The sequence below is a fragment of the Sphingomonas flavalba genome, assembly GCF_047553045.1.
GTDB lineage: Bacteria > Pseudomonadota > Alphaproteobacteria > Sphingomonadales > Sphingomonadaceae > Sphingomonas_L > Sphingomonas_L flavalba_A.
On record NZ_CP180208.1, the window covers coordinates 2,929,218 to 2,942,913 of the forward strand.

General features: G+C 68.8%; 10 protein-coding genes. 7 read left to right on the forward strand and 3 right to left on the reverse strand.

Annotated features, from left to right (window positions below; all coding sequences use genetic code 11):
- The first annotated feature begins 67 nt into the window (after positions 1-67).
- Positions 68-322 (forward strand): hypothetical protein, encoded by a 255-nt coding sequence (locus ACMT1E_RS13990; RefSeq protein WP_414901003.1) that lies wholly within the window; start codon positions 68-70, stop codon positions 320-322.
- Here ACMT1E_RS13990 and ACMT1E_RS13995 read toward each other — a convergent pair.
- On the reverse strand, positions 316-879 hold the full coding sequence (locus tag ACMT1E_RS13995; RefSeq protein ID WP_414901004.1) for a thiamine phosphate synthase: 564 nt from the start codon (positions 877-879) through the stop codon (positions 316-318). The two genes, ACMT1E_RS13990 and ACMT1E_RS13995, sit on opposite strands and share 7 nt — an antisense overlap.
- 21 nt (positions 880-900) lie before the next feature.
- Here ACMT1E_RS13995 and ACMT1E_RS14000 point away from each other — a divergent pair, with 21 nt between their 5' ends.
- The 5 genes from ACMT1E_RS14000 (at position 901) to ACMT1E_RS14020 (ending at position 7,936) form a co-directional block, all read left to right on the forward strand.
- Positions 901-1,566, forward strand: coding sequence for a YggS family pyridoxal phosphate-dependent enzyme (locus ACMT1E_RS14000; RefSeq protein WP_414901005.1), 666 nt, complete (start codon positions 901-903; stop codon positions 1,564-1,566).
- A complete protein-coding gene (locus ACMT1E_RS14005; RefSeq protein WP_414901006.1) occupies positions 1,566-2,237 on the forward strand; it encodes an HAD family hydrolase in 672 nt (223 codons plus the stop codon). The genes ACMT1E_RS14000 and ACMT1E_RS14005 overlap by 1 nt, the downstream gene beginning before the upstream one ends.
- Before the next feature lie 181 nt (positions 2,238-2,418).
- Complete coding sequence (gene infC, locus ACMT1E_RS14010; protein WP_414901007.1) at positions 2,419-2,952, forward strand: translation initiation factor IF-3; 534 nt, start codon at positions 2,419-2,421, stop codon at positions 2,950-2,952.
- Between the two features lie 330 nt (positions 2,953-3,282).
- Positions 3,283-6,018 carry a TonB-dependent receptor gene (locus ACMT1E_RS14015; protein ID WP_414901008.1) on the forward strand — a complete coding sequence of 912 codons (2,736 nt, stop codon included), beginning with the start codon at positions 3,283-3,285 and terminating at the stop codon, positions 6,016-6,018.
- Positions 6,019-6,109: 91 nt separating this feature from the next.
- On the forward strand, positions 6,110-7,936 hold the full coding sequence (locus ACMT1E_RS14020; RefSeq protein WP_414901009.1) for a cation:proton antiporter: 1,827 nt from the start codon (positions 6,110-6,112) through the stop codon (positions 7,934-7,936).
- Positions 7,937-7,943: 7 nt separating this feature from the next.
- Here the strand turns inward: ACMT1E_RS14020 and ACMT1E_RS14025 are convergent, their stop codons facing one another.
- Positions 7,944-10,703, reverse strand: coding sequence for a [protein-PII] uridylyltransferase (locus ACMT1E_RS14025; protein ID WP_414901011.1), 2,760 nt, complete (start codon positions 10,701-10,703; stop codon positions 7,944-7,946).
- A gap of 53 nt (positions 10,704-10,756) precedes the next feature.
- Between ACMT1E_RS14025 and cutA the strand changes: the two genes are divergently transcribed.
- Positions 10,757-11,071, forward strand: a complete 315-nt coding sequence (gene cutA / locus ACMT1E_RS14030) for a divalent-cation tolerance protein CutA (protein ID WP_414903444.1) — start codon at positions 10,757-10,759, stop codon at positions 11,069-11,071.
- Here the strand turns inward: cutA and mutS are convergent.
- The gene (gene mutS, locus ACMT1E_RS14035; RefSeq protein WP_414903446.1) at positions 11,062-13,632 is read right to left on the reverse strand and encodes a DNA mismatch repair protein MutS; all 2,571 of its coding nucleotides are present in this window, start codon (positions 13,630-13,632) and stop codon (positions 11,062-11,064) included. The genes cutA and mutS overlap by 10 nt on opposite strands.
- Between the last annotated feature and the right edge of the window lie 64 nt (positions 13,633-13,696).

The window sequence follows — 13,696 nt, forward strand, 5'->3', positions numbered from 1 at the left end:
CCGGCCTCTTGCCTCGACGGCGGCGGCCTGTCAGCGTGCCGGCAATCAGTTTTGAAGGACGAGTCGGATGAAGACAGTGATGTGGGCGCTGGTCGCGGGCGCGCTGCTTGTTCCCGGGACCGCTTTCGCCGCCAAGGACAAGCCGGGCGACGCCGGCAAGAAGGACCCGAACCGGGTAATCTGTCGGACGGAAACCGACATCGGCAGCCGCCTGTCGCGATCGCGCCAATGCTATACGGCGGCGGAATGGCAGCAGATCCGGCGTGAACAGCGGATGATGATCGACCGCGCGCAGCAGTCGAAGACCGGCACCTCCTACTGATCCGCCGCCCCGTTCGCCGCACCCCCGTCCGCCAGCCAGGCGTCGATCGCCGCCCAGCCGTGGATGCCGAGCGGCGCCAGAGCGCGGGCGCGGCGCGCGTCCATGCCGCCCAGCGCGACGACCGGCACCGCCAGGCCGCGGATCATCAACCCTAGCCGCGCCGGGCCAAGCGCCCGTGCACCGGGGTGCGACCGGGTCGGATGGACCGGTGAGGCGAACAGCAGCACCGCGCCGCCACGGATCGCGGCGATCGCCTCGCGCCGGTTGTGCGCCGGGGCGGTGCGCGGCCGGCCCGGCTTGTCGTCGCCATGGACCAGCCCACGCCAGCCCGGCGGCACCGCGCCGCCGGCGACCAGCACCAGCCCCCGCCGCCGGGCGACCGCCGCCAGCCGGACGAACAGCGCGCGCCGTTCGGCCGCCGGGGTGTGGTAATGGCGAAACACGATACCGGCGCCGCGCGGCAGGCGGGCAATCGCCGCCCACAGCCGGTCGCCCAGCCGTTCGTCGGTCATCAGCCACAGGCGAGGCAGGGCGGCGGCGGGCTGGCGGGGACGCATCCGCCTTCCTATAGCACCGCCATGACCGCAGACGACCCCGCCGCCCGGCTTGCCGAAACCCACGCGCGCATCGCCCGCGCCGCCGCCACCGCCAATCGCTCCGCCGGTGCGGTAACGCTGGTCGCCGTGTCGAAAACCCACCCGGTCGACGCGATTCGCCCGCTCATCGCCGCCGGGCAGCGCGTGTTCGGCGAAAACCGGGTGCAGGAAGCGCAGGCGAAATGGCCGGAACTGCGCACCGAAACCCCGGACCTCGCCCTCCACCTCGTCGGTCAGTTGCAATCGAACAAGGCCGAAGACGCCGTCGCCTTGTTCGACGCGATCCATGCGCTCGACCGCCCCTCGCTGGTCTCCGCGCTGGCCAGGGCGATGGATCGGACCGGCCGGCGCCCGGCGCTGTTCGTTCAGGTCAATATCGGGGCGGAAGCACAAAAGGGCGGCTGTGCGATCGCCGACTTGCCGGCGCTGCTCGCCGCCGCGCGCGCCGCCGACCTGCCGGTTGCCGGGCTGATGTGCGTGCCGCCGGCCGGGATCGAGGCAGCACCCTATTTCGCGCTGCTCGCGAAGCTGGCGCGCGACAACGGTCTGGCCGGGCTCAGCATGGGCATGTCCGGCGACTTTGAAACGGCGGTGACGCTGGGCGCCACCCATGTCCGCGTCGGCACCGCCCTGTTCGGCGCGCGCTGATGGCCGCCGCCGGGCTGATCCTCGATTTCGACGGCGTGCTGGTCGAAAGCGAATATGAGGGCAATCGTCATCTCGCCGAACTGCTGACCGCGCTCGGTCACCCGACCAGTGTCGAAACGGCGATGACCCGCTTCATGGGGCTTAGCGGCACCGCCTTCCATGCCGCGATCGAAAGCTGGATCGGCGGGCCGATCCCGCCGCGCTTCCACGCGTTGCGCGATGCGGAGGACGCGCGGGTGCTGGCGGAAGGCGTACCGCCGGTCGCCGGCGCGGCGGCGTTTGTGCGCGGCCTGCCGCCCGATCTGCCGCGCGCGATCGCCTCGTCCAGCTCCACGGCGTGGATCACCGCCCATCTCGCCCATGTCGGGCTGACCGATGCGTTCGATCCGGCACTGATCTTCAGCGGGCGCGAACATGTCGCGCATGGCAAGCCGGCCCCTGACATCTATCTGCTGGCGGCGCGGGTGCTGGGCGTGCCGATCGCGCGCACGGTGATCGTCGAGGATTCGCCGGTTGGCGTCACCGGTGCGGTCGCCTCCGGCGGCATCGTCGTCGGCCTCACCGCCGGCCGTCATTGCGGACCGGACCATGCGGCGCTGCTCCGCGGGCTGGGCGCCCGGCACATCGCTGCCGATTTTGCAGCGGTCGCGCGGATCATCGCGGACGCCTAGCGCGCCCGCACCGACCCGCGGCTGTCGCGGATGCGTCGCTTCAACCCGCGCCGGACTGGCACATTCAGTGTAGAATTGCCGCACCTCGCGACAAAGATGCCGCGCCGCCTTTCCATTCGGGGCCGAAGGCATTAGATTACGGGCCGCTCACCACTAGGGAGATCGGGTTATACGTCCTCCAATGATGCGGCGCCCCCTGGCGCCGACGCCGGCTAACGGGCCGCGCTTCAACGAATTCATCACCGTGCCGAAGGTGCGCGTGATCGACGAGAATGGCGAAAATCTGGGCGTGATGTTCACGCGCGAGGCGATCGAGCAGGCGGCCGAGGTCGGGCTGGACCTGGTTGAAGTGTCGCCCAACGCCGATCCGCCCGTGGCCAAGTTCCTCGACGTCGGCAAGTTCAAGTACGAGGCGCAGAAAAAGGCGAACCTCGCCCGCAAGACGCAGAAGACGCAGGAGATCAAGGAGATCAAAATGCGTCCGAACATCGACGATCACGATTACGATACCAAGATGAAGAAGATCATCGAGTTCATCGGCGAAGGCGACAAGGTAAAGGTAACGCTGCGTTTTCGCGGGCGTGAGCTGAGCCACGGCCAGCTCGGCATGCAACTCCTCCAGCGGGTGCAGGGCGACACCGACGAGATCGCGAAGGTCGAGGCCCATCCGCGCATGGAAGGGCGACAGATGCTGATGGTGTTGGCGCCGCGATAGGCCCAGCTGCCATTTGCGTGAATTACGGGCCGGCCGCGGCGACGCGCCGGCCCTTTTCATGCCCGCTCAAGCCGGCTTGTTGAAATAAGAAGATAAATCGGGCGCCGCGATTGCACCGCGACAGTCCCCATCGAAACCGCCCAAGCAAAGGGGGTTTACGGCAGCGAAACGACAAGCCCCGGATGCCGTAGCGTCAACCCGCTTCACTGTGGCAATAACAGCGCACTTTCCCGGAAACCCCGGATTCCCGCCCTTTGGCGGATGTTTCTTTAGCAACAGCGCGCTAGTCTAAAGGCACAGACACGAATGTGCGGCTGAATGGAGAGTGGTATGCCCAAATCTGCTTGGATGCTCACGGTCGCCTGCGCGGCTCTCGCCACGCCGGCCTTCGCGCAACAATCCGCGCCGGAACCGGATAGTGGCACCGACATCATCGTCACCGCGCAGGGCCGGGCCCAGCAACTTCAGGACGTGCCGGTCGCGATTTCCGCCGTCTCGGCCGAAGCGTTGCAGAACAGCGGTGCCAACGACATCCGCCAGCTGAACCAGGTGGCACCGTCGCTGCTGGTCTCGTCGACGGGCAGCGAGGCCAACGGCTCCGCCCGCATTCGCGGCATTGGCACGGTCGGCGACAACCCCGGCCTCGAAAGCTCGGTCGCGGTGTTCATCGACGGCGTCTACCGCTCGCGCTCCGGCATCGGCCTGAACGAATTGGGAGAAATTGAGCGGGTCGAGGTACTGCGCGGGCCGCAGGGCACGCTCGGCGGCCGCAACGCCTCCGCCGGCATGCTCAGCATCGTCAGCAAGAAACCCAGCTTCTCGTTCGGCGCAACCGGGGAGGCGACCTACGGCAATTACGATTATTACCGGTTGGGCGGCAGCGTCACCGGCCCGCTCGGCGAAACCATCGCCGCCCGGCTGGACGGTGTCTATGTGAAGCGCGACGGCTTCTACAAGGATGTCGTCAACAACACCCGGGTCAACAATCGCGACCGCTATTTCCTGCGCGGCCAGTTGCTGTTCGAACCGTCGAGCGACATCAGCTTCCGGCTGATCGGCGATTATTCGAAGCGTGACGAGGCTTGCTGCGCCGCCGCCTATGTCCGGTCGGCGGAACAGCCGTCGGTCGGCGGCCTGCTCGACCCGGCACAGAACAACATCGTCCAGGTGCTGCACGATCTCGGTCAGAACATGGGCGCCTTCAACGCCAATCCCTATGATCGCAACATCTACGTGTCGCCGGGCCGCACCTATGCCGGCAGGACGCAAGACTGGGGCGTGTCCGGCGAACTGAACTGGGATTTCGGCGGGGCGCGGCTGGTCTCGATCACCGGCTATCGTAAATACGCGTCGGACCAGGCTTCCGACACCGACTACAGCCAGGTCGACATCCTGTATCGCGACCCCGGCAAGGCCGCCTATAACCGCGAATTCAAAACCTTCAGTCAGGAATTGCGGCTGCAGGGTTCGGCGTTCAACGACCGGCTCGACTGGCTGGTCGGTGGCTATTACGCCAACGAGACGCTCGACCTGACCGACAATCTGAAATTCGGCCGCGACTATGGCCGCTTCGCCACCTGCCGCATCGTCACCGGCAGCCCGCTTGCCGCGTTCTACGATCCGACGGCGACCGGCTGCATCAGCCCCACCGGCCGCGGCTTCCTCGTCTCGACGCTGCCGGGCGCGCTCGGCCCGGTGGCCGGGCCGGCGGTCCTGGCCGGCTTCGACCGGCTCGACGCGGTGCGCCAGGTTGGCGCCAATAACGATCTCTATCGGCAGAAAAGCAACAACTTCGCCGTCTTCACCCACAATATCATCCACCTGTCCGACCGTATCGACCTGACCCTCGGCGCGCGGTGGACGACGGAAAAGAAGCGGTTCAGCGCCACCTTCGACAACAACAATACCTTCTGCCCGGCGCAGCAGGCGGCAATGGGGCCGTTCCTCGCCAACGCCGGGCTGGCGCCGATCGCCGGCGCGCTGATCGCGCTGACCTGCCAGGGCAATTCGAGCAGCGAAATCAACGGTGTCAGCGTCCACGACAAGCGCAGCGAGGATCAGCTGACCGGTACCGCGATCCTGTCGTGGAAGGTCGCCGACAACGCGCTCATCTACGCAAGCTATGCGCGCGGCTACAAGGCAGGCGGCTTCAACCTCGATCGCTCGGCGATGAAGAACCCGCTGGCGTCGTTCGGCGGCGCCACCGGCGCGCAGGCGCTGGTCGGCAACCTTCAGTTTGACGCGGAAAAGGTCAATGCCTACGAAATCGGCGGCAAATTCTCGTTCGGCCGGTTCACCTTCAACCTCGCCGCCTTCCGCCAGCAATTCTCCAATTTCCAGCTGAACACGTTCAACGGTTCGGTATTCATCGTCCAGAACGTCAACGGCTGCGGCACCGATCTGGCCGGCGGCGACCGGGATCAGAGCAAGTTCAACACCGCGCCCAATTACAATGCCGGCGCGGGCGCAACCGGCGCCTGCGCGGCCGGCGATGTCGGTTACGGCGTCGTCTCGCAGGGCGTCGAGCTGGAAGCGGTGATGAACCCGTCGCCCTATCTTCAGGTGGCGGCCGGCCTGACCTATGCCGACACCCACTATCGCAACAATCTGGTCGGGACCAGCAATGGCGCGCCGCTGGATCAGGCGCTGCGCATGCTGCCGGGACAGCGGTTGTCGAACGCGCCGGCGGTGGTTGCCACCGGGTCGTTCACCTGGACGCCGCCGATCGGCAGTTCCGGCCTGTCGGGTCTGGTCTATTTCGACACCCGGATGACCAGCGACTACAATACCGGGTCGGACCTGTTCCCGCAAAAGGGGCAGGACGGCTACGCGGTGGTCAACGGCCGCATCGGCATCCGCGGCCCGAACGAAGGCTGGGCGGTCGAGGTCTGGGGCCAGAACCTGTTCAACAAGAACTATGCCCAGGTCGCGTTCAACTCGCCGTTCCAGGAAGGCGCCACCGGCGCGCCCTTCACCGATCCGGGCTACCCCGGCGGGCGGCAGATCTTCTCCGCTTTCCTGGCGGAACCGCGCACCTACGGCGTTACCGTCCGCGGCAAATTCTGATCGGGTGGATATCGGACTGGCCCGCTTCGTCAACGCGAAGCGGGCCGGTTTTGTTTGTGCCCCGTCGCCTGGCTTGCCATAGCGCCGGACCATGATGTTCGAGTCCCTGATCGTGAAGATCGCGCTGATCGGCGTGCTTGGTATCGGCGCGCAGTGGCTGGCCTGGCGGATCGGCAAGCCGGCGATCGGGCTGATGCTGATCGCCGGTTTCCTCGCCGGGCCGGTCAGCGCCCTCGTCGTACCCGGCGGCATCATCAACCCCGGCCGCGATTTCGGCGTGCTAATGGGGCCGATCATCAAGCTCGCGGTGGCGGTGATCCTGTTCGAAGGCGGGTTGAGCCTCAATTTCCGCGATTTGCGGCTGGCCGGCGGCCCGGTCCTGCGACTGACCATCCTCGGCGTACCGATCGGCTGGGCGCTGGGCACGGCGGCGGCTTATTACGGCGCCGGGCTGTCGCTGCCGGTCTCGGCGCTGTTCGGGGGGATCATGGTGGTCACCGGGCCGACGGTGATCGGGCCGCTGCTGCGCACGCTGCGCGTACCGGCGCGGGTACGCAACACGCTGAAATGGGAAGGGATCGTCAACGACCCGATCGGCGCGCTGCTCGCCGTCGCGATCTACGCCTATGTGACCTATCAGGGACCGGACGTCGGCATCCTGCCGATCACTGCCGACGTCGCGGCCGCCAGCCTCGTCGCCGGCTTCACCGGCGCGGGGCTGGGCTTCGGGCTGACCTGGCTGTTCCGCCACGGGCTGATCCCGGAATATCTGAAGGTGCCGGTGGTGCTGGTCACCGTCATCGCCGGCTTCGTCGCGATGGACGTGATGAAGCACGAGACCGGGCTGATCACCGTTACCATCATGGGCATCGTCATCGCCAATCAGCCGCTGCTCTCCGGCCACGCCCTGCGTCGGTTCAAGGAGGATCTGGCGGTTCTGCTCGTCTCCGGCGTGTTCATCCTGATGCCGGCGACGCTGGACTGGGGCGTCGTCAGCGCGTTCAAGGCGCGCTTCCTGGTATTCCTCGTCCTGCTGCTGTTCTGCGTCCGGCCGCTGACCGTGCTGATCAGCCTGCTCGGCTCGTCGATGCCCTGGCGCGAACGCCTGTTCGTCGCATGGATCGCACCGCGCGGCGTCGTTGCGGTGGCGATCACCGGCCTGTTCGCCATCCGCATGACCGAATTCGGCGTGCCGGATGCCGACGCGCTGATCCCGCTCAGCTTCGGCGTCGTCGTCGCGACGATCATCGCCCATGGCTTTTCCGCCAAATGGGTGGCGCAGCGGCTGGGCATCTGGTCGTCGGGGCGCGACGGGGTGATGATCGTCGGCGCCAATGACTGGACGATAGAACTCGGCGCGACGCTACAGGCCGCCGGCATCCCGGTGACCATCGCCGATCCGAGCAAATTCGCGCTGCGCGCCGCGCGCAAGCGCGACATCACCGTCTATCGCGGCGACATTCTGGACGAAGTGACGCAGGATCACCTCGACCTCGGCCAGTATCAACTGTTGATCGCCGCGACCGACAACGACGCCTACAACGCGCTGATCTCGGCCGATCTCGGCCCGGAACTGGGGCCGGACAAGATCGTCCGCGTCGCCCCCAACCCGGACGCGGCGATCAAGGGCCGGGGCCGGGCGCTGCTCGAAAGCGGCGCGCCGATCGACGAATTGCTCAACCGGCAGGCCGCCGGCTGGGGCTTCACCCGCACCAAGCTGACCGAAAAATTCGGCTACGCCGCCTACCGCAAGAATCTCGCCGGCGGCGGCGAACCGGTGCTGCTGCTGAAGGGCGACCAGCGCCTGCTGCCCTTCGCCTCGAATACCGGGGTGACGGCGGAAGCCGGCGACACCGTCATCGCCTATCTTGCCCCGGCGCCGGCATCGCCACCGGCCCCCGCCCCGGCGGCGGACTGATCGCGCCTCAGGCGGCCGCCTCGCGCGGTGGCGGCGCGGTGCCGGCGGCCGCCTCCAGCATCCGTTTCTCCAGCGCCCTCAGCCGCGCCGGCGCGGTGATCTTGTCGCCGATCAGGTCGGTCAGGTAGAATGTGTCGACCGCGCGCTCGCCATAGGTGGCGACATGGGCGGAATGGATCGTCGCCTTCGACTGGAACAGCGCGTGGGCCAGGCCGTTGAGCAGCGCCGGCCGGTCGGCGGCGTTGACCTCGACCACGGTGTAGCGGTTCGACGCCTTGTTATCGATGAACACGCTCGGCTCGATGCGGAACGCCTCGGCGCGGGTACGGGCAAGTGGCTTGGCCGCCAGCCGGTCGGCCAGCCGGTGGCGGTTGGCCAGCGCATCCTCGATCCCGGCGCGTAGCCGTTCCAGCCGGTCGGCATCGTCAAACGGCCGGCCAAGCGGGTCCTGCACCAGGAAATTGTCGAGCGCCATGCCGTCGCGGGTGGTGTGGATGCGCGCGTCGATAACGCTGCCGCCGGCCAGGTGGATCGCCCCCGCGATGCGGTAGAACAACCCCGGATGGTCACTGGCGTAAACGGTAACCAGCGTCGCCCCGCGCTCCGGGTAGACCTGGGCCGAGATCGACAGCGGCCGCTCGCCCGCCTCGGCGATATGCCGGGCATTGCGGGCGAGCACGTCGATCGGCTCGGCGATCCAGTAACTTTCGGGCAGCCGCGCGACCAGTTCGGCAAAGGCCGCCGCGTCCCAGCCGAGCAGTGCCTGCAGGTCGGCCTGCTTGGCAGCGATCCGCTCCTTGCGCCCCGTCTGCTTGTGGCCCAGCCGCAGCACCTCCTCCGCCGCTTCGTACAGGTCGGTCAGCAACTGGCGCTTCCAGCTGTTCCACACGCCGGGGCCGACGGCGCGGATGTCGACGACGGTCAGCACCAGCAACAGGCGCAGCCGTTCCGGGCTCTTCACCACCTCGGCGAAATCAAGGATCGTCTTGAAATCGGCAAGATCGCGCTTGAACGCCGTCGCCGACATCAGCAGGTGGTGGCGAACCAGCCAGGCGACCATCTCGGTCTCCGCCGCGGTCAGGCCGAAGCGCGGGCACAGCCGCATCGCCACCTCCGCGCCCAGCACGCTGTGATCGCCGCCGCGCCCCTTGGCGATGTCGTGGAGCAGCACCGCGACATACAGCGCGCGGCGCGAAACGATCTGGGTGACGATCGCATGGGAATGCGGGTGATCCGCCTTCAATATGCCGCGCTCGATCTGCGACAGCAGGCCGATCGCCCGGATCGAATGCTCGTCGACCGTGTAATGGTGGTACATGTCGAACTGCATCTGCGCGACGACGCGGCCGAAATCGGGCACGAAGCGGCCGAACACCCCGGCCTCGTTCATCCAGCGCAGCACCGTTTCCGGGTCGCGGGGAGAGGTCAGCACGTCCAGGAACAACGCGTTGGCGCGCGGGTCGCGGCGGACGGCGCCGTCGATCAACCCGGCGTCGCGACCGGCGGCGCGCATCGCCAGCGGGTGGATCTCCAGCCCGTGCTTGTCGGCCAGCGCGAACATCTCGATCAGACGGACCGGGTCGGTGGCGAAGAAATCATCGGCGGGCAGCGCCAGCCGGCCGCGATCGAGCCTGAATCCCTTCAGCCGGCTCGGCCGCCGGCTGATCGACGGCAGACCGAAACGCCGGCCGCGCGCCGCGAAGCTGTCGTCGAGATGGGCGAGGAACAGCCCGGTCAGGTCGCCGACCTTCTTCGCCTCCAGGAAATAATGGCGCATGAACCGCTCGACCGGCGTCGCGCCGGGGCGGTTGGCATAACGCATGCGCTCGGCGATCTCGCGCTGGACGTCGAAGGTCAGCCGGTCCTCGGCCCGGCCGGTGATCAGGTGCAGGTGGCAGCGCACCGCCCACAGGAAATTCTCGGCGGTCTGGAACTGGCGTAGCTCGGCGCGGGTCAGCAGCCCCTTGTCGACCAGTTCGGCAACGGTGCGGACGCGATAGGCGTATTTGCCGATCCAGAACAGCGTATGCAGGTCGCGCAGCCCGCCCTTGCCCTCCTTGACGTTCGGTTCGACGACATAGCGGCTGTCGCCCAGCCGCTTGTGGCGCGCGTTGCGCTCCGCCAGCTTCTCGGTGATGAAGGCGCGGGCGGTACCCGCCGTCACCTCCCGGTCGAAACGGGCGGACGCCTCGTCGTACAGCGCCTCGTCACCCCACACATACCGCCCTTCGAGCAGCGCGGTGCGGATCGTCAGGTCGCTGTTGGCCATCCGCACCATCTCGTCCAGCGAGCGACTCGAATGGCCGACCTTCAGCCCCAGGTCCCACAGCGTGTAGAGCATCGCCTCGATGACCTGTTCGGTCCATCCGGTCTGCTTCCACGGCGTCAGGAAAGCGATGTCGACGTCGGAAAACGGCGCCATCTCGCCCCGGCCATAGCCGCCGACCGCGATCAGCGTCAGCCGTTCGGCGGCGGTCGGGTTATTGATCGGATACAGGCGCCCGGTGGTGAAATCGTAGATCAGCCGCAGCAACTGGTCGATCAGGAAGGCCTGCCCCGCCGCCGCCTCGCTGCCCCGCGACGGATGCTCGGCCAGCCGCGCGGCGATTTCGGCGCGCCCGGCGTCAAGCGCGCCGCGCAGGATCGCCACCGCCTGCGCGCGCAGCCGCGCGGTGTTGTCGCCGTCGAGCGCGGCCAGCGCATCGGCTATCGCCCGACGGTCGACGATCGCGCGGCGATTGGGCAGTGTGTCGATACGGGCGGCCATGCCGCCGATGTAAGCGGCCGGGCGGGAGATAGGAAGCAATGGATGCACAGGTGATGATCTGGTCGACCGCCGCCAATGCGGCGGAAGCGGGCGCGATCGCCCGGGCGCTGGTCGCGGAACGGCTCGCCGCCTGCGTCCATACCCATCCGGTCGCCAGCACCTATCGCTGGCAGGGCGCGGTCGAAACCGCGGCGGAAGTCGCGCTGGTCGCCAAGACCACGGCGGCACTGGCCGACGCCGTGGCCGCCCGCATCGCCGCGCTGCACAGCTACGCCGTCCCGGAAATCCTCGTCACGCCGATCACCGGCGGCTCACCCGCCTATCGCGCCTGGCTGGCCGACGCGGTCGCCGATCCCGCTCAGGGCTGATCGGCGACCAGGCCCTTCAGCCGATAGAGCGCGTCCAGCGCCTCGCGCGGGGTCAGCGCGTCGGGGTCGATCGCCGCCAGTGCCTCGGCAAGCGGATCGGTCGCCGGCTCCGGCGCGGGCGCAGCGGCGAACAGCGGCAGGTCGTCCAGCCCGGCGGCGATCCCGCCGGTCTTCTCGCGCCCGGCCTCCAGCTTCTTCAGCACCTCTCCGGCGCGGGCGAGCACTGTCGGCGGCAAGCCCGCCAGCCGGGCGACGGCCAGGCCGTAGCTGCGGTCGGCCGGCCCTTCGCCCAGTTCGTGGAGCAGCACCAGCTCACCCTTCCATTCGCGCGCGCGGACATGGTGCAGCGACAGCGCGTCGAGCCGGTCGGCCAGCCGGGTCAGCTCATGGTAATGGGTGGCGAACAGGCAGCGGCAGCGATTGTCCTCGTGCACCGCCTCGACCACCGCCCAGGCGATCGCCAGTCCGTCATAGGTGCTGGTCCCGCGCCCGACCTCGTCGAGAATGACGAAACTGCGCGGCGTCGCCTGCGCCAGAATCGCGGCGGTCTCGACCATCTCGACCATGAAGGTCGATCGGCCCCGCGCCAGGTTGTCGGATGCGCCGACCCGGCTGAACAGCCGGTCGATCAGCCCCAACCGTGCGCGGGTCGCCGGGACGAAGCTGCCCGCCTGCGCCAGCACCGCGATCAGCGCGTTCTGGCGCAGGAAGGTCGACTTGCCGCCCATGTTCGGCCCGGTGACCAGCCACAGCCGCGCCTGTTCGGTCAGGGTGCAGTCATTGGCGACGAAGCGTTCGCCCGCCCGGCCAACCGCTGCCTCGACCACCGGGTGGCGTCCGCCGGAAATCTCAAGGCAGGGCTGGTCGACCAGCAGCGGCCGGCACCAGCCCTGGGTCACCGCCAGCTCGGCCAGTGCACTCGCGACGTCGAGCCGGGCGAGCGCGTCGGCGGTGGCGGCGATCGCGTCGCGCCGCGTTACCGCCAGCGCGACCAGCTCTTCCAGATGCGCGGCTTCGGCGGCCAGCGCATGCGCCCCGGCCTGTCCGACACGCAGCGCCTGTTCGTGCAGGTCGGGCGCATTGAAGCGGACGACCCCGGCCAGCGTCTGGCGGTGGGTAAAACCCGAATCCGCCCGCATCAGCGGCTCCGCATGACGGGCCGGCACCTCGACATGATAGCCAAGCACGGCGTTGTGGCGGATCTTCAGCGCCGCGATGCCGGTTTCGCCACGATAGCGCGCCTCCAGCGCGGCGATCGCGCGCCGCCCTTCGCCGCCCTGCCCGCGCAACACGTCGAGCGCGGCATCATACCCCTCGGCGATATAGCCACCCTGCGCGGCGTCGAGCGGCGGGCTCGGCACCAGCGCCCGCGCCAGCCGGTCGACGAGCGCGCCATGTCCATCAAAAGCGGGGAGCAGCGCCGTCAATAACGGCGGCATGGCGTCATCGCGCGCCAGCCGCTCGCGCATCAGCCGCGCCTCGCCCAGCCCGTCGCGCAACTGCGCCAGGTCGCGCGGCCCGCCGCGCCCGGCGACCAGCCGGCCAAGCGCCCGGCCGATGTCGGGGAGCGCGCGCAGCGCGGCGCGCATCCCGTCGCGGGCGCCGCCGTCGCGGACATAATGGTCGACCAGATCGAGCCGCGCGTCGATCGCCTGCCGGTCCATCAGCGGCGCGCCGATATCGGCGGCAAGCAGCCGTGCGCCCGCCCCGGTCACCGTGCGGTCGATGCAGTCGAGCAGGCTGCCCGCCCGCCCGCCGCCGCTCGCCCGCGTCAGTTCCAGGCTCTCGCGGGTCGCGGCGTCGATCGTCATGTGCGCCGCCAGGCCGCGCGTCACCGGGCGTTGGAGAAAGGGCAGCGTGCCCTTGCCCGCATGGTCGAGATAGGCGACCAGCCCGCCCGCCGCCGCCAGCTCGGCCCGGCCGAACTGGCCGATCCCGTCCAGCGTCGCCACCCCGAACAGCGCCTGCAGCCGCGCCGCGCCGCCGCTGCTGTCAAAATCCGCTTTCGGCCGCACGACCGCGTCAGCCAGCGCGAAGCCCTCCGGCACCACGACTTCCGCCGCGCCGTAACGGGCAAGCTCCGCGTCCAGCGCCGCCCGGTCGATCGCCGCGATCTCGAACCGGCCGGTCGAGATGTCAGCGGCGGCCAGCCCCAGCATGCCGCCCGCCTCGCCCAGCGCGACCAGCCAGTTGGCCGCGCGCGCGTCGAGCAATGCCTCCTCGGTCAACGTGCCGGCGGTCACGAAGCGGACGATCGCCCGCGTCACCAGCGCCTTGCCGCCACGCGCCTTGGCGGCGGCCGGACTTTCCGTCTGCTCGGCGATGGCGACGCGGTGGCCGGCGCGGATCAGCCGGGCGAGATAGGCTTCGGCGGCATGGACCGGTACGCCGCACATCGGCACCGGCCGCCCGTCATGCTCGCCGCGCGCGGTCAGCGCGATGTCGAGCGTCGCCGCCGCCGCCTTCGCATCGTCGAAGAACAGCTCGAAGAAATCGCCCATCCGGTAGAACAACAGGCAGTCGGCGGCCTCGGCCTTCAACGCCAGATATTGCGCCATCATCGGGGTCGGGGCGGTCGGCTTGGCGGCGGCGGACATTGCCGGGGGCATAGCCGCCCGCCGCGCG